The 15,511-nt window shown below is 69.0% G+C and carries 12 protein-coding genes and 2 tRNA genes; 7 read left to right on the forward strand and 7 right to left on the reverse strand.

The annotated features are described in order from the left end of the window. The first annotated feature begins 41 nt into the window (after nt 1-41). The 4 genes from gyrA to ABIC52_RS10340 all read left to right on the forward strand — a co-directional run bounded on the left by gyrA (nt 42) and on the right by ABIC52_RS10340 (nt 3,364). Nucleotides 42-2,705 carry a DNA gyrase subunit A gene (gene gyrA / locus ABIC52_RS10325; RefSeq protein WP_250366431.1) on the forward strand — a complete coding sequence of 888 codons (2,664 nt, stop codon included), beginning with the start codon at nt 42-44 and terminating at the stop codon, nt 2,703-2,705. Then, complete coding sequence (locus ABIC52_RS10330; protein ID WP_126889979.1) at nt 2,698-3,105, forward strand: DUF3566 domain-containing protein; 408 nt, start codon at nt 2,698-2,700, stop codon at nt 3,103-3,105. Before gyrA ends, ABIC52_RS10330 begins: the two co-directional genes overlap by 8 nt. A gap of 76 nt (nt 3,106-3,181) precedes the next feature. After that, nucleotides 3,182-3,258, forward strand: a tRNA-Ile gene (locus ABIC52_RS10335). A 33-nt stretch (nt 3,259-3,291) separates the two neighbouring features. Then, nucleotides 3,292-3,364: transfer RNA gene (locus ABIC52_RS10340), tRNA-Ala, on the forward strand. Nucleotides 3,365-3,905: 541 nt separating this feature from the next. On the opposite strand, the gene ABIC52_RS10345 is transcribed toward ABIC52_RS10340, so the two are convergent. Continuing rightward, complete coding sequence (locus ABIC52_RS10345; RefSeq protein ID WP_126889980.1) at nt 3,906-4,481, reverse strand: hypothetical protein; 576 nt, start codon at nt 4,479-4,481, stop codon at nt 3,906-3,908. A gap of 116 nt (nt 4,482-4,597) precedes the next feature. On the opposite strand from ABIC52_RS10345, the gene ABIC52_RS10350 reads away from it, so the two are divergent. Together ABIC52_RS10350 and ABIC52_RS10355 are read left to right on the forward strand one after the other, a co-directional pair. Continuing rightward, nucleotides 4,598-5,137 carry a peptidylprolyl isomerase gene (locus tag ABIC52_RS10350; protein ID WP_126889981.1) on the forward strand — a complete coding sequence of 180 codons (540 nt, stop codon included), beginning with the start codon at nt 4,598-4,600 and terminating at the stop codon, nt 5,135-5,137. 5 nt (nt 5,138-5,142) lie between these two features. After that, nucleotides 5,143-6,009 (forward strand): rhomboid family intramembrane serine protease, encoded by an 867-nt coding sequence (locus ABIC52_RS10355; RefSeq protein ID WP_354027268.1) that lies wholly within the window; start codon nt 5,143-5,145, stop codon nt 6,007-6,009. Nucleotides 6,010-6,369: 360 nt separating this feature from the next. Here ABIC52_RS10355 and ABIC52_RS10360 read toward each other — a convergent pair whose 3' ends face one another. Then, nucleotides 6,370-6,624 (reverse strand): cell division protein CrgA, encoded by a 255-nt coding sequence (locus tag ABIC52_RS10360; protein WP_111228127.1) that lies wholly within the window; start codon nt 6,622-6,624, stop codon nt 6,370-6,372. Between the two features lie 82 nt (nt 6,625-6,706). Here ABIC52_RS10360 and ABIC52_RS10365 point away from each other — a divergent pair, with 82 nt between their 5' ends. Continuing rightward, nucleotides 6,707-7,351 carry an anthranilate synthase component II gene (locus ABIC52_RS10365; protein ID WP_126889983.1) on the forward strand — a complete coding sequence of 215 codons (645 nt, stop codon included), beginning with the start codon at nt 6,707-6,709 and terminating at the stop codon, nt 7,349-7,351. Between the two features lie 234 nt (nt 7,352-7,585). On the opposite strand, the gene pknB is transcribed toward ABIC52_RS10365, so the two are convergent. The 5 genes from pknB to ABIC52_RS10390 form a co-directional block, all read right to left on the reverse strand. Further along, entirely contained in the window at nt 7,586-9,397 is a 1,812-nt protein-coding gene (pknB, locus tag ABIC52_RS10370; RefSeq protein WP_354027269.1) for a Stk1 family PASTA domain-containing Ser/Thr kinase, read from the reverse strand. A 125-nt stretch (nt 9,398-9,522) separates the two neighbouring features. After that, nucleotides 9,523-11,247, reverse strand: coding sequence for a protein kinase domain-containing protein (locus tag ABIC52_RS10375; protein WP_354027270.1), 1,725 nt, complete (start codon nt 11,245-11,247; stop codon nt 9,523-9,525). Continuing rightward, a complete protein-coding gene (locus ABIC52_RS10380; protein ID WP_126889985.1) occupies nt 11,244-12,698 on the reverse strand; it encodes a peptidoglycan D,D-transpeptidase FtsI family protein in 1,455 nt (484 codons plus the stop codon). The genes ABIC52_RS10375 and ABIC52_RS10380 overlap by 4 nt, the downstream gene beginning before the upstream one ends. Continuing rightward, nucleotides 12,695-14,143, reverse strand: coding sequence for an FtsW/RodA/SpoVE family cell cycle protein (locus tag ABIC52_RS10385; protein WP_126889986.1), 1,449 nt, complete (start codon nt 14,141-14,143; stop codon nt 12,695-12,697). Before ABIC52_RS10385 ends, ABIC52_RS10380 begins: the two co-directional genes overlap by 4 nt. Further along, nucleotides 14,140-15,507 carry a Stp1/IreP family PP2C-type Ser/Thr phosphatase gene (locus ABIC52_RS10390; protein ID WP_126889987.1) on the reverse strand — a complete coding sequence of 456 codons (1,368 nt, stop codon included), beginning with the start codon at nt 15,505-15,507 and terminating at the stop codon, nt 14,140-14,142. The genes ABIC52_RS10385 and ABIC52_RS10390 overlap by 4 nt, the downstream gene beginning before the upstream one ends. Nucleotides 15,508-15,511 lie beyond the last annotated feature (4 nt).

Genomic DNA, 15,511 nt, shown 5'->3' on the forward strand with positions numbered 1-15,511 from the left:
GGCCGACGACCGGAGGGCCACCAGAAAGGTGACCAAGCCACATGGCTGACGACAACGAGAACGGCGCCGACGAGCAGCCGGAGATCGTGCACGGCGAGGTAGGCGACATCGTGGTCTCCGGCGACCGCATCTCGCAGGTCGACCTGCAGCTCGAGATGCAGCGGTCGTACCTCGACTACGCGATGTCCGTCATCGTCGGACGTGCGCTGCCGGAGGTCCGTGACGGCCTGAAGCCGGTGCACCGCCGCGTCATCTACGCGATGTTCGACGGTGGCTACCGGCCGGACCGGGCGTTCTCGAAGTGCTCCCGCGTCGTCGGCGACGTCATGGGCCAGTTCCACCCGCACGGTGACAGCGCGATCTACGACGCGCTCGTCCGCCTCGTGCAGCCGTGGTCGCTGCGCTACCCGCTCGCGCTCGGCCAGGGCAACTTCGGGTCGCCCGGCAACGACGGTGCGGCCGCCCCGCGGTACACCGAGACCAAGATGGCGCCGCTCGCCATGGAGATGGTCCGGGACATCGACGAGGACACCGTCGACTTCCAGGACAACTACGACGGTCGCACGCAGGAGCCGTCGATCCTGCCCGCGCGCTTCCCGAACCTGCTCGTCAACGGGTCGGTCGGCATCGCGGTCGGCATGGCGACGAACATCCCGCCGCACAACCTGCGCGAGGTCGCCGAGGGTGCCCAGTGGGCGCTCGCGCACCCGGACGCGACGCGCGAGGAACTGCTCGGCGCGCTCATGCAGCGGATCAAGGGCCCGGACTTCCCGACCGGTGCCCAGATCCTCGGCACCAAGGGCATCCAGGACGCCTACCGGACCGGTCGCGGCTCGATCACGATGCGTGCCGTCGTGAACGTCGAGGAGATCCAGGGCCGCACGTGCCTGGTCGTCACCGAGCTGCCGTACCAGGTGAACCCGGACAACCTGGCGATCAAGATCGCCGAGGGCGTCAAGGACGGCAAGCTCGCCGGCATCGCCGACATCCGCGACGAGACCTCCGGCCGCACCGGGCAGCGCCTGGTCATCGTGCTCAAGCGCGACGCGGTGGCGAAGGTCGTGCTGAACAACCTGTACAAGCACACGCAGCTGCAGGAGAACTTCGGCGCGAACATGCTCGCCATCGTCGACGGGGTGCCGCGCACGCTGTCGCTCGACGGCTTCATCTCCGCCTGGGTCGACCACCAGATCGACGTCATCGTCCGGCGCACGCAGTACCGGCTGCGCGAGGCCGAGAAGCGCGCGCACATCCTGCGCGGCTACCTCGCCGCGCTCGACGCCCTCGACGAGGTCATCGCGCTCATCCGTCGCTCGCCCGACGTCGAGGAGGCGCGGACCGGTCTGATGGACCTGCTGTCCGTCGACGAGATCCAGGCACGCGCGATCCTCGAGCTGCAGCTCCGGCGCCTGGCCGCCCTCGAGCGCCAGAAGATCCACGACGAGGCCGAGGAACTCGAGCGGAAGATCGCCGACTTCCAGGACATCCTGGCGTCGGAGACCCGGCAGCGCACGATCATCGGTGACGAGCTCGCCGAGATCGTCGACCGCTTCGGGGACGACCGTCGCAGCGAGATCATGCTCGGGTACGACGGCGACATGTCCATCGAGGACCTCATCCCCGAAGAGGAGATGGTCGTCACCATCACCCGCGGCGGGTACGTCAAGCGCACGCGGAGCGACAACTACCGGTCGCAGCACCGTGGTGGCCGCGGCGTCAAGGGTGCGCAGCTCCGGGCGGACGACATCGTCGAGCACTTCTTCGTCACCACGACCCACCACTGGCTGCTGTTCCTCACGGACCAGGGCCGCGTGTACCGCGCCAAGGCGTACGAGCTGCAGGAGGCGAGCCGCGACGCCAAGGGCCAGCACGTCGCCAACCTGCTCGCGATGCAGCCGGACGAGCAGATCCAGCAGGTGCTCGACATCCGCGACTACGAGGCCGCGCAGTACCTCGTGCTCGCGACCGAGCAGGGGCTCGTGAAGAAGACCGCGCTCCCCGAGTACGACACGAACCGCACCGGTGGCATCATCGCGATCAACCTGCGCGAGGGCGACAAGCTCGTCCAGGCGCTGCTCGTCGACGAGACCGACGACCTGCTCCTCGTGTCGAAGCACGGCATGTCGCTCCGCTTCACCGCGACGAACGACACGCTGCGTCCGATGGGTCGGTCGACCTCCGGTGTGAAGGGCATGTCCTTCCGCGGCGACGACTCGCTCCTCGCCGCGCGGGTCGTGTCGGACGACGGGTACGTCTGGGTGATGACCGAGGGCGGCTACGCCAAGCGGACCTCGGTCGACCAGTACCGGGTGCAGGGCCGTGGTGGTCTCGGCATCAAGGTGGCCAAGCTGGCCACCGACCGAGGCGACCTGGTGGGCGCACTCATCGTGGGCGAGGACGACGAGGTGCTCGTCGTGCTGCAGTCGGGCAAGGTGGTAAGGTCTGCCGTGTCCGAGGTGCCCGCCAAGGGTCGCGACACGATGGGTGTGGTCTTCGCGAGGTTCGCGGAGAACGACCGGATCATCGCGGTGGCCCGGAACAGCGAGCGGAACCTGGACGACCAGGACGACGCCGAGCCTGAGATCGAGCCTGCGGGCCCGGTGGAGACGGTGAGCCCTGACGAAGCGGCGCCCGAACCCGCCGACCCCGCCGACACCGAGCCTGTCGAGGACGAGGCCGGAGAGGACCAGTCGAACAATGAGTAGTGTCGCCGAGAAGCTCCAGAAGAAGGCGAAACGTCCCACCGGTACCCGGCAGGTCCGCCTGCGTCTGGTGTACCTCGACTTCTGGTCGATGGTGAAGCTGAGCTTCCTCATCGCGCTCGCCGGGTCGATCGTGATCGTCGTCGCCACGGCGCTGGTGTGGGTCATCCTGAACCAGACCGGTGTCTTCACCCAGATCGACGCCCTGCTCAAGGACGTCACCGGGCAGAACAGCTACTCGATCATGGACCAGTTCTCCCTCGGGCAGGTCCTCGGGTTCTCCGTCGTGGTGGGCATCCTCAACGTGGTCGTCGGCACCGTGCTCGGCGCGATCGTGAGTGTCCTCTACAACCTCAGTGTGCGGATCACGGGCGGCCTGCTCGTGGGCTTCACGAACAACTGACACACCCGGGCCGGACGGCGGTCTGCCCTCGATTTCGTTCTGCGAGATCGGTACGGTAGGCTTTCATCTGGTCTGAGGGGCTATAGCTCAGGCGGTTAGAGCGCTTCGCTGATAACGAAGAGGTCCAAGGTTCAAGTCCTTGTAGCCCCACCACTTCCCTCCGAGGGCCGGTATGCTGGTCCTCACGGGGCCTTAGCTCAGTTGGTAGAGCGCCTGCTTTGCAAGCAGGATGTCGGGAGTTCGATTCTCCCAGGCTCCACTCCCTCAGGGCGGACACTGCTCCGCTCGTTCCTCGCTTCGCCGGTCTCGGTCGTTGTGCTCGTCAGCGGCTTCGCCGCGCCGCTCCGCGATGGTCGCCTCCGACGGAACAGTGACGTTGCCGAACGGTGGCCTTCCATCAGGTTCCGCCGCTGCGGCGGCCGCTTCGTTTCGCTTGGCTTCGGGCGAGCGGTGCCGGCGCGGTGGGCGTTCGGTTCGTTGCGGTCGCACGACGTGCCGTCGGTGGGTGTTCCGACGCGGCATGTCGTCTCACCTGGGCGAGCGACGCGGCAGGTTGCGCGACCACGCCCCGCGGCGACTGAGCGTGTGCCTCCAGTTCGAAGCTGCTGCTGGCCGTGGGCGGGCAGGACGTGCCGTGTGCGTGCCACCGAGCGGGTTCTTCCGGTCGAGTGACCGTGTCGAGCGTGACCGAACGCGCCCGCTCGGTGGTCCGCAGGCATCGGAGCATGACGGCTGGACAGCGCCGGGGACGACGAAGGGCCCCGGAGCAGTGCCGGGGCCCTTCGTACGAACCGGGGAGGTCAGGCGGCGGGCTTCTCCGCCGAGTCGGCGTCGTCGGCGACCCACAGGTCGTCGTCGGCGCGGAGCGTCTGGTACGCGGCGTACGCGGCACCGGCGACGGCGACCACACCGACCACGATGAGGGCGACCCCACCGAAGCCCAGACCCTTCTTCTGCTGGCCAGGCGTGTACTTGGCCGCAGCCTTCTTGGCCTTCTTGCCCTTCTTCTGGGCGTCCTTCACGATCTTCTTGACGCGCGGGTCCTTCGCGAGGTCCTTGACGCTCATGACCGAACCGGCGGTCGCGACGAGGCCGGGGACGACCTCGGTCTGGAAGCGGTGGGACGCGCTCTGGGCGGCCGAGGTCGCTGCGTGCACGCCCGTCGCGACGGCGGGACGGATCCCGTTGTCGATCGCGTTCTGCACGCGCGGGGCGATGTCCTTGCGGGCTGCGTCGGCAGCGTGCGAGCGGGCCTCGGCGAGGATCGCGTTCGCGTGCTCGAGGACCTTGCGCTGCTCGCCGAGGAGCGAGGCCGTCTTGCCCTTGAGCTTCTTGATCTGCTTCCGACGCTTGCGCGGGATCTCGATCGTCGTCATCTGGTACCTCCATCGGATCGGCGTGACCCCATCCTGCCACCGAGCACCCTGACAGGTCACGGATCGTCGGCTGTGTGATCCGTCCCACCGTCAGGAGTACATGCGAGAATCGGAACATGTCTCTGCACACCGCTGTCGCAACGATCCACACGAACAAGGGCGACATCCGCGTCAACCTGTTCGGCAACCACGCCCCGAAGACCGTCAAGAACTTCGTCGACCTCGCGACCGGCAAGCAGGAGTGGACGCACCCCGGTACGGGCAAGGTCTCGACCGACAAGCTCTACGACGGTGTCGTCTTCCACCGCATCATCAAGGACTTCATGATCCAGGGCGGCGACCCGCTCGGCCAGGGCATCGGTGGTCCGGGCTACCGCTTCGACGACGAGATCCACCCGGAGCTCACCTTCCAGGAGCCGTACATCTTCGCGATGGCGAACGCCGGCATCCAGGGCGGGCGCGGCACGAACGGCTCGCAGTTCTTCATCACGACGGTGGCCACCCCGTGGCTCCAGGGCAAGCACACCATCTTCGGCCAGGTCGCCGACGACGAGTCGCGCGCCGTCGTCGACGCGATCGAGGGCGTGCCCACGGACGGCCGTGACAAGCCGCTCGACGACGTCGTCATCGAGAGCATCGACGTCGAGGACGTCTGAACCCAGTGACCGACCAGGCCCCGGGGCGGGACAACTACTGTTACCGGCACCCGGACCGGCAGAGCTTCATCCTGTGCCAGCGGTGCGGGCGGACGATCTGCACCGAGTGCCAGACACCGGCGGCCGTCGGTGTGCACTGCCCGGAGTGCGTCCGTGAGCAGCGTGCGCAGTTCCAGGCGAACCGTCGTGCCTCCGGGGCGCCGGGCGGCTTGACCGTCGCTCGGCGTCGCTTCGCCGTGATGGACCAGAAGGCCACCACCGTGATCATCGCGGTGTCGGTGGTCGTCTGGCTGCTGAACCTGCTGTCGGGCGGCGTCGTCAACCAGTGGCTGAGCTACTGGACCCCGCTGGTCGGGACGCAGCCGTGGCGACTCGTGACGGGGCTCTTCGTCCACTCGTCGATCTTCCACATCGGGTTCAACATGCTCGCGGTGTTCATCTTCGGGCGGATCCTCGAGAACCTGCTCGGGACGTGGCGCTTCGTGGCGCTGTACTTCCTGGCGGGCCTCGGCGGTGACCTCGCGGTCTCCCTGCTGACACCCGGGACCCCCGTGGTCGGCGCCTCGGGCGCGATCTTCGGTCTGTTCGCGGCGTTCTTCGTGATCCAGCGGAGCCTCGGCTACAACGCCGTCCAGCTGCTCGTCATCATGGGGCTCAACCTCGTGGTCGGGTTCCTGCCCGGGACGAACATCTCGTGGCAGGCGCACGTCGGCGGCATCGTCCTCGGCTTCGTCACCGGGTTCGTCTTCTCCAAGACCCGGAACGTCCGCCAGCGGGGCCTGCAGATCGGTCTGCTCATCGCCGAGGCCGTGCTGCTCGTGGCCGGCATCGGAGCCGCGTACCTCAGCATCGGCGGCTACGCGATCGGCTGAGCACCGCGGAGCACCGTCAGAACGCCCCGTCCCACCGCAGTGTGGGGCGGGGCGTTCTGCATCTCCGCGTACCGCTCTCCACAGCTGCCCTTGAGTTCTCCACAACTGGGGACAACTCGGTGAGTTACACGGGTGTGATTATCCCCACTGTGGAGGAGGCTGTGGACAACTCGGGGAAGCGGGTGTGGATGATCGTGTGGAAAGTGTGGACAACTGTGGAGAATCGGCCCTCGAGTGTGGATGAACGGCTGCGGTCGCTGTTGCGCTTGTGGAGAGCGGGCTGCGACGACGGGGCCGGACGAACGACGACGCCCGCCGCACCAGGAGGTGCGACGGGCGTCGGAGGTGCAGAGCGGCGAGTCAGCGCCAGCGCGTGGTCATGAGGAAGCCGATGAACATGATCCCGAAGCCGATCAGGATGTTCCAGGAGCCGAGCGACGGCACCGGCAGGGTCGTGTTCGAGATGTAGAAGACGATCACCCAGGCGAGCCCGACGAGCATGAAGCCGAACATGACCGGCTTGAACCACACGGGATTGGGCTGGTCGCCCGCCGTGTCGACCGAGTCGGCTCGGGTCCTCCGGGCGGGCTTGGTGCGGTCCTTGTCCTTGGCCATGGCCGGTATCCTACCGTGACCACGTCTGTGGGAAGACCCTCAGCAGCCAGCGCACATCCCCCACGAGTACGGTGATCCGACCATGACCAAGATCCTCGTCGTCGACAACTACGACAGCTTCGTCTACACCCTCAACGGGTACCTGCAGCAGCTCGGCGCGGACACCGACGTCGTGCGGAACGACGCCTTCCCCGAAGCCGAGATCGCCGACCGGATCGCCGACTACGACGGCGTGCTGCTCTCGCCCGGTCCGGGCACGCCAGGGGACGCCGGCATCTCGATCCCCACCGTCCGGGCGGCGATCGATGCCGAGGCCCCGCTGCTCGGCGTGTGCCTGGGTCACCAGGCCATCGCCGAGGCGCTCGGCGCGACGGTGACCCACGCCGAGGAACTCATGCACGGCAAGACCTCGCAGGTCGATCACGACGACAGCGTGCTCTTCACGGGGGTCCCGCACCCGTTCACGGCCACGCGGTACCACTCCCTCGCCATCGTGGACGGCACGGTGCCGGACGAGCTGACCGTCACCGCGCGGACCGGCGGCGGCGTGATCATGGGTGTCGAGCACCGCGACCACCCCGTGTACGGCGTGCAGTTCCACCCCGAGTCGGTCCTGACCGAGGGTGGGTACCGGATGGTCGGCAACTGGCTCGAGACCACCGGTCTGGTCGGCGCTGCCGAGCGGGCCGCGGCCCTGAACCCCCTGATCGCCGCGCACCGGTCCTGACGGCGCCGGTCGACCCCGCACCGCTGCACGCCGCAGGGTGTCGGCGGTGAACGGCCGTCGGCCGTCGGCCGTTCCAGACGTGCGCAGTCCAGCGCCGCCAGCCCACCGGACGCTACCGGTGTACCGACGTTGTACCGACGTGACCGTCTCGCGACGTGACCGACGGGGCGGTGGGTGCGGCGTGCCTCCAGGCAGGCGCACGGACGCCCGCCGCAGCCGACGCGACGGACCGGGCTACTGCCCGCCGCCCCCGACGCTCCCGCCAGCGGCGCCACCCTGGGCAGGCGCCGCCGGAGCGGACGGGGCCTGCGACGGCCGCTGCGCCGAGGCCGCGCAGTAGGTCAGCGTGATCGTGCTGCCCTGTGCCACGTCACCCTTCGGGGCACTCTGCTGCACCACGATGCTGCCGGTGCACGTGTACGTCGGTGACGCGACCACGTTGAGCCCGAGGTTCGCCAGCGCCTCGTTGGCGGCGCTGATGGGCTGCTGTGTGACGTCCGGCAGCTGCACCTTGCCGTTGGACACGGTCAGGTTGACGACCGAGCCCTTCGTCAGCTGCGTGGTACTCGCCGGGTCACTGCTGATGACGGTGCCCTCGGGCACGTCGCTCGAGTAGTCGCTGTTGATCGCGCCGACCGCGAAGCCGGCGGCCTTCAGGGCCTGTTCCGCCGCGTCTTGCGTCTGGTTCGCGACGTCCGGGACGGCCACCTGCTCCGGGCCGAGGGACACGACGACCCTGATGCTCTGCTTGCGGGCGACGTTGGTGCCGGACCCCGGTTCGGTCCGGATGACCGTGTCCTTGGCCACGCCGTCGGAGTTCTCGCCGACCTCGACCGCGCTGAGGTCGCGCTTCTCGAGTTCGGTGCGCGCGGAGTCCCACGTGGCACCGACGACGTTCGGCACGGACACCGAGGACGACACCGGAGCCTTGCCTGGCTGCAGGTTGGCGACGAAGAACACCACGCCCGCGATCACGGCGGCGGTCAGGATGATGCCGAGCCAGATCCACGCGACCGGCGGACGGTTCTGCGTGCGCTGGGGGCGGTGGTCGGCGGCGTCGTCGTCGAGCTCCCGGAACGCGACCGCAGGGTTCGAGGTCGTGCGGGGGTTGACCCCGAAGAGCATCGTGGACGCGTCGTGCGCGGCGTTCTGCTGCAGCGTGCGCGTGGAGACCGGGACCTTGCCGGCAGCCGCCTGCTGCAGGTCGGTCCGGAACTCCGCTGCGTTCTGGAACCGGCGCGTGCGGTCCTTCACCAGGGCGTGCAGCGTGACGGCGTCGAGCGCCGGGGACACCTCGGGTGCGAGCGTGGACGGGGCGACCGGCTGCTCGCTCACGTGCTGGTAGGCCACCGCCACCGGCGAATCGCCGACGAACGGCGGTCGGCCGGTCAGCAGCTCGAAGAGCAGGACACCGGTGGAGTACAGGTCCGTCCGCGCGTCGACGGTCTCGCCGCGGGCCTGTTCCGGGGAGAAGTACGACGCCGTACCGAGGATCGACGTGGTCTGCGCCACCGTGGCGGACGTGTCGGTGATGGCGCGGGCGATGCCGAAGTCCATGACCTTGACCTGACCGCCGTGCGTCACCATGACGTTCGCGGGCTTGATGTCGCGGTGCACGACGCCGGCGCGGTGCGAGTACTCGAGGGCGGTCAGGATGCCCTCGGTGATGCGGACCGCCTCTGCCGGGTCGAGCGGGCCGTCGTCGAGGACGTCGGACACCGCGCGGCCGTCGACGTGCTCCATGACGATGTAGGGCACCTGGACCTGGTTGCCCGAGGGCTCGGTGACGGTCTCCTCGCCCGCGTCGTACACACGCACGATGGTCGGGTGCGCCATGCGGGCTGCCGCCTGCGCCTCCTGTCGGAAGCGGATCCGGAACGTCGGGTCCGACGCGAGGCTCGGCTTGAGGAGCTTCACGGCCACCTTGCGACCGAGTCGCGTGTCGGTCCCCACGTGCACCGTCGCCATGCCCCCACGACCGATGACGTCACCGATCTCGTAGCGGTTGGCGAGGAGCGTGATCCCCGCGGTCACACCTTCTGGCACGTACTCCTCCGAATGTCCGTCCGGGCAAGTGTACGGCAGCGCTTCCTGCCCGAACGCTGACGACGGGGGCTGCCGACGAACCGTTACACAACGGTGTCGACAGCCCCCGTTCGGGTGACGATCGGTCAGGGCTTGGCAGCTCCGGTCGGCGGCGCGGTCGGGGTGCCCGTCGGCGTGGGGGTCGCCTGCTCCCAGGTCGCGGTCGCCGGGTCCGAGGACTCGGAGGCGGCGAGCGAGCCGCAGGTGACCGTGTAGGTGAACGACACCGGGGCGCCCGCAGCGTCGGCCTGGATCGTGACGGCCGTCGAGCTGGTGTCACCGGAGGTCGCGCCGGAGGCGTCCTTCCCGCCCGACACCGTCCACGAGTACTTCGACACGGTGTACCCGTCGGGGCAGGTCGCGGCCGACCAGCTGAAGGTGACCTGACCGGACTGCGACACCGTCCCCGCGGTCGGGGTGTTCGGCTTGTTGGCCGTCGGCGGGGTCGTGTACTGGGTGATGGTGACGAGGGTGCCCTCGACCACGCTGCCGGTCGGGGTGATGTCCGCGACGGTCTCGGCCTGCTCCGCCGTCGGTGCGGGACTGCCGTCCTGGACCGTGACCTCGAACCCGCGCTCCTGGAGCTCGTTCCGGACCTCGTCGGCGTTGCGACCGAGGTAGTCGCTCTTGTTCAGGAAGACCCGGGTCGTCGTCGGGGTCGGTGTCGGCGTCGTCCGGGTGGGTGCCGGCGACGAGGACGTGGGAGCCGGCTCCGGCTCGTCCGACCCGCTGAGCGCGAACGCCGCGATGACGCCGCCGATCACGAGCACCGCGAGGACGCCCACGAGCCACCAGATCCAGGCACGCTTCTTCCGCGGCTCCTCGTCCTCCGGGGCCGCGGGTGACCGCGGAGTACCGGGAGGGCCAGCGACCGCTCCCGCCTGCGTCCCGATCAACGCGGTCGCAGCGTCGTCACCGGGGCCCTGCGGCGGGTTGAACGCGACGGTCCCGCCACCACCGACCGCCGGGACGGCGACGGTCGCAGCGGCGACGTCCCCACGGCGCAGCGCCTGGGCTGCACGGGCGAGGTTCGCGGCGGTCGCCGGGCGGTCCGCCGGCTTCTTCGCGATGCAGGACAGGACGAGGGCCGACACCGGCTCGGGCACGTCGCCGGGCAGCGCGGGTGGCTGCTCGTTGATGTGCGCCATCGCGATGGCGACCTGGGACTCGCCGGTGAAGGGGCGACGTCCGGCCAGGCACTCGTACGCGACGATGCCGAGCGAGTAGATGTCGGTCGACGGCGACGCCGGGTGGCCGCTCGCCTGCTCCGGCGACAGGTACTGGACGGTGCCCATGACCTGGCCGGTCGCGGTGAGCGGGACCTGGTCGGCGATGCGCGCGATGCCGAAGTCCGTGATCTTCACACGACCGTCGGGCGTGATGAGCAGGTTGCCCGGCTTGATGTCGCGGTGCACCAGACCGACCGCGTGCGCGGCCTGCAGGGCGTTCGCGGTCTGGGCGACGATGTCGAGCACCTTGTCGACCGGCAGCGTGTGCTCCCGCTCGATCATGGTGGACAGGGCCTCGCCGGGGACGAGCTCCATCACGAGGTAGGCGCTGCCGTCCTCCTCGCCGTAGTCGAAGACGTTGGCGATGCCCTCGTGGTTGACGAGTGCCGCGTGCCGGGCCTCGGCGCGGAAGCGCTCGAGGAAGCCCGGGTCACCGAGGTACTCGTCCTTCAGGATCTTGAGCGCGACGGTCCGGCCGATGACGAGGTCGGTCGCCTGCCACACCTCGCCCATGCCGCCGATCGCGACACGGGAGGAGAGCTGGTACCGCCCACCGAAAGTGAGTCCGCTGGTGGGTCTCATTTGTTCAGCACCGCCTCCATGACCTTCTTCGCGACCGGAGCCGCGACCGTGTTGCCGACGCCGGACTGCCCGAGTCCGCCACCGTTCCCGACGACGACCGCCACGGCCACCTCCGGGTTCTTCGCCGGGGCGAACCCCGTGAACCACAGCGTGTACGGGTCGCCCGTACCGCCTTCCGCCGTGCCCGTCTTGCCCGCGACGTCGACTCCGTCGATCTTGGCATTGGTGCCGGTCCCGCCGCTGACGACGCTCTGCATCGCCTCGGTCAGGTCGGCGGCCTCGGAGCCGGACAGCGGGTCGCTGTACTGCTTCGGCGAGAACGACTCGACGGTCTTCAGGTCGCTCGTGGTGATCGAGTCCACGAGCGAGGGCTGCATGACCTTGCCGCCGTTCGCGATGCCGGCGGACACCATCGCCATCTGCAGCGGCGAGACGCGCACGCTGGCCTGCCCGAAGGCGCTCAGCATGAGCTGCGCGGTCGAGTCGACGTCGGGGTACTGGCTGGCGGTGGCACGCATCGGCACCTCGATCGCGTCGCCGAACCCGTACTCGTCCGCGACGGACTTGATCGTGTCGTACCCGAGCTTCTGACCGAGCTCGGCGAACGGGATGTTGCACGAGTACTGGATCGCCGTGCGGAGCTGCACGGTCTCGCCACCGCCGCAGGAACCCCCCTCGGCGTTGTTGATGTACGTGCTGGTGCCCGGGAGCTGCAGGCGGGACGGGTTCGGGAACTCGGAGTCGAGCGTGTACTTGCCGTCCTTCAGCGCGGCGGAGGCCACGACGAGCTTGAAGACCGAGCCCGGCGTGTACAGGTCGCCGCCGATCGCGCGGTTCTGCAGCGGGGTCGGGGTCTGCTGGAGCAGGGCGTCGTACTGCTGCTTCACCTGTGCGGTGTCGTGCGAGGTCAGCGCGTTCGGGTCGTACGCCGGCTTCGACACCATCGCCAGGATCTTGCCCGTCGACGGCTGGATCGCGACCACGGCGCCGCTGTTCTGGCCGAGCGCGTCGTACGCCGCCTGCTGCACGTCCGGGTCGATCGTCAGGTTGACGTTGTCGCCCTGGACGTCCTGGCCCGTGAGGATGGCGTTGAGGTTCTGGAAGAACGAGGCGTCGGAGTTGCCGGAGAGCACGGTGTTCTCGGCGCTCTCGATGCCCGTGTTGCCCTGCCCGATGGTGAAGTAGCCGGTCACGGCGGAGTACAGCGCACCGTTCGTGTACTTGCGCTGGTACTGGTACTGGTCGTCCGAGGGGGTGGACTCGGCGATCGGGCTGCCGTCGACCAGGATCGCGCCGCGCTTGGTCGAGTAGCTGTCCAGGATCGTGCGGGAGTTCCGCGAGTCGGCGCGCAGGGAGTCGGCCGCGAAGAACTGGATCGACGTCGTCGACACGAAGAGCGCGACGAACATGAGCACGATGACGGTCGAGACGCCGCGGAGCTGTCGGTTCACCGGGAGCGCTCCTTCCTGGTCGTCGCACCGCGTCCGGAACGGCCACGGGCGGCGGGGACCGCGCCCTGCTGGACGCGCTGTTCTGCGGGGATCGAGTCGGTCAGGCGCAGCAGCATCGCCGCGATGATCCAGTTCGCGATCAGGGACGATCCACCGGCGGCCATGAAGGGTGTGGTCAGGCCGGTCACCGGGATGATCCGGGTGATGCCGCCGACGACGACGAAGACCTGCAGCGCGATGATGAAGCCGAAGCCGACGCCGAGCAGCTTGCCGAAGTCGTCCTGGGCCATGAAGGCCACGCGCAGGCCTCGGGACGCCAGGACGATGAACAGGGCGAGGATCGCGAAGACGCCGATCAGCCCGAGCTCCTCGCCGAGCGACGCGACGATGTAGTCGGCGTTCGCGACGGGGGTGATGTACGGGCGCCCCTGGCCCAGGCCGGTGCCCGTGATCCCGCCGTTCGCGAAGCCGAACAGGCCCTGCACGAGCTGGTAGCTGCCCTGGGTCTGGCGGTCGAAGATCGTCTGGTCGAACGGGTCGAGCCACTGCTCGAAGCGGCCTCGGACGTAGACCAGGACCGACTGCGCGACGAGGGCTCCACCGATGAACAGGCCGAGACCGATGACGACCCACCCGAGCCGCGCGGTGGCGACGTAGATCATCACGAGGAACAGGCCGAAGTACAGCAGCGCCGTCCCGAGGTCGCGCTGGAACACCAGGACGGCCATCGCCGACGCCCACATCACGAGGATCGGACCGAGGTCGCGGGCGCGCGGGAACGTCATGCCGGCGAACTTCTTGCCGACGATCGAGAGCGAGTCGCGTGCGGTGACGAGGTAGCCGGCGAAGAACAGCGCCATCGTGATCTTCGCGAGTTCGCCGGGCTGGAACGAGAACGGGCCGATGCGGATCCACACCCGGGCACCGCCGATGTTCTCCCCGATGCCGGGCAGCATCGGCAGGAGCAGCAGCGCGATCGTCGCGAACATGAAGATGTAGCGGTAGCGCTGCAGGAAGCGGTGGTTGCGGACCGCCACGACGGTGATCGTCGCCAGGACCATCGCGAGCATCGTCCAGACGATCTGCTTGACGCCGATCGCGTCCCAGCCGGTCAGGCCGTTGTGGACGTCGATGCGGTAGATCTCGGCGATGCCGATGCCGTTGAGCACCAGGGCGATCGGCAGCACGAACGGGTCCGCGTGCTTGGCGACGACCCGGAGCACCACGTGCATGACGAGTGCGAGTCCGAGGATGCCGGCGCCGACCCAGAGCACGCCGGTGTCGAAGATCCGGCCCTTGGTGCCGAGCTGCACGAGCACCATCGCGCCGGCGCAGATGCCGCACGCGATGACGAGCAGCACGAGCTCGAGGTTGCGGGCACGGGCGGGCTCACGCAGCTTGATCGTGATCGCCTGCGTGAAGGACTGGGCGGTCGCGGCGCTCATCCGGTGGCTCCCGGGGCCTCGGACGGCGCAGCGCTGTCCGAGGGCGAGGCCGACGGGGTCAGCGACGGTGTCGGCGACGAGGACGTGTCCCCGCCGGTGCCGGCCTGGTCCTGACCGGTCTCGGCGGCCTTCCGCAGCCGGTCCACGATGTCACGGGCGTCGGAGAGCGACGTCGCGTTGATCGTCGAGCGCACGTTCTCGCGGGTGTAGTCGGGGAGCGACGACACCGAGATGTCGGTGTCCTCGTAGACGTCCGACAGGGCGATCGGGCCGATGGACTGCTGCACGCCCTGGTAGATGGCGACCGTGCCGCGGTCGGTCCCGACGTAGTAGTGCGCCTGCGTGATCCGCCAGCCCAGGAACACCGCGCCGACCAGCGCCGCGACGGCGACGACGAGTGCGATCGACCAGGCCACACGGCGCCGGATGCGACGACGGCGGTCCTCGGCGATGAGCTCGGCGAAGTACTGGTCGGACTCGGGCTCGAAGTGGGAGTCCTCGGGGACGGAGCTCACCTTGAGCGGGTGGAGCAGGATCGTGGGGAGGCGGATCGGCTTCCGGCCGGTCGACGCCTCGAAGGTCAGCGGCGCGGCTGCGGAGCCGACGGTGGTGGCTGCGGCGTCGTCGTCCTCGGGCTCCGTGTCGGTGACGTCCATCACGACGACGGTCACGTTGTCCGGGGCACCGTGGTCGAGGGTCTCCTTGACCAGGCGCTGCGTCACCTGGTTCGCGTCCATGTTCGACGCGAGTGCGTGTCGGATCCGTTCCTCGGCCAGGTACGACGACAGGCCGTCCGAGCAGAGCAGCCAACGGTCGCCGGTCTGGATGTCCATGACGGCGGTGTCGACCTCGGGTGCGGCGTCGACGTCCCCGAGCACGCGCATGAGCACCGAGCGACGGGGGTGCACGGCCGCCTCCTCCGGCGTGATGCGGCCGCTGTCGACGAGCCGCTGCACGAAGGTGTGGTCGGAGGTGATCTGCTGCAGCTCGCCGTCGCGCATCCGGTAGATGCGGGAGTCGCCGATGTGGGCGATCGCGATCTGCTCGCCCACGCGGATGAGCGCGGACACCGTGGTGCCCATGCCGGTGAGCTCCTGGTGTTCGAACACCGTCTCGGTGATGAGCTGGTTCGCGGCGATGAGCGCGGACTGCAGGGCGAACTCCGCGTCGTGCGCGGACGGGAACTCGCGGTCGACCTCGCGGATGCGGCGGATGGCGATCGCCGAGGCGACGTCGCCGCCGGCGTGCCCGCCCATGCCGTCCGCGACCGCGAACAGGTGCGTGCCGGCGTACCCGGAGTCCTGGTTGTTGGCACGGATGCGCCCCACGTGGGACACAGCGGCGCTCAGCGTGCGAGCCGTCATGTGC

It is taken from the genome of Curtobacterium oceanosedimentum, assembly GCF_040545555.1.
GTDB lineage: Bacteria > Actinomycetota > Actinomycetes > Actinomycetales > Microbacteriaceae > Curtobacterium.

Excerpts from the sequence above, each read along its gene's own strand:
- ABIC52_RS10330 (WP_126889979.1), top strand. The coding sequence starts at position 2,698 with ATGAGTAGTGTCGCCGAGAAGCTCCAGAAGAAGGCGAAACGTCCCACC.
- ABIC52_RS10365 (WP_126889983.1), top strand. The coding sequence starts at position 6,707 with ATGACCAAGATCCTCGTCGTCGACAACTACGACAGCTTCGTCTACACC.
- ABIC52_RS10385 (WP_126889986.1), bottom strand. The coding sequence starts at position 14,143 with ATGAGCGCCGCGACCGCCCAGTCCTTCACGCAGGCGATCACGATCAAG.
- ABIC52_RS10350 (WP_126889981.1), top strand. The coding sequence starts at position 4,598 with ATGTCTCTGCACACCGCTGTCGCAACGATCCACACGAACAAGGGCGAC.
- ABIC52_RS10375 (WP_354027270.1), bottom strand. The coding sequence starts at position 11,247 with ATGAGACCCACCAGCGGACTCACTTTCGGTGGGCGGTACCAGCTCTCC.
- ABIC52_RS10390 (WP_126889987.1), bottom strand. The coding sequence starts at position 15,507 with ATGACGGCTCGCACGCTGAGCGCCGCTGTGTCCCACGTGGGGCGCATC.
- ABIC52_RS10360 (WP_111228127.1), bottom strand. The coding sequence starts at position 6,624 with ATGGCCAAGGACAAGGACCGCACCAAGCCCGCCCGGAGGACCCGAGCC.
- ABIC52_RS10345 (WP_126889980.1), bottom strand. The coding sequence starts at position 4,481 with ATGACGACGATCGAGATCCCGCGCAAGCGTCGGAAGCAGATCAAGAAG.
- gyrA (WP_250366431.1), top strand. The coding sequence starts at position 42 with ATGGCTGACGACAACGAGAACGGCGCCGACGAGCAGCCGGAGATCGTG.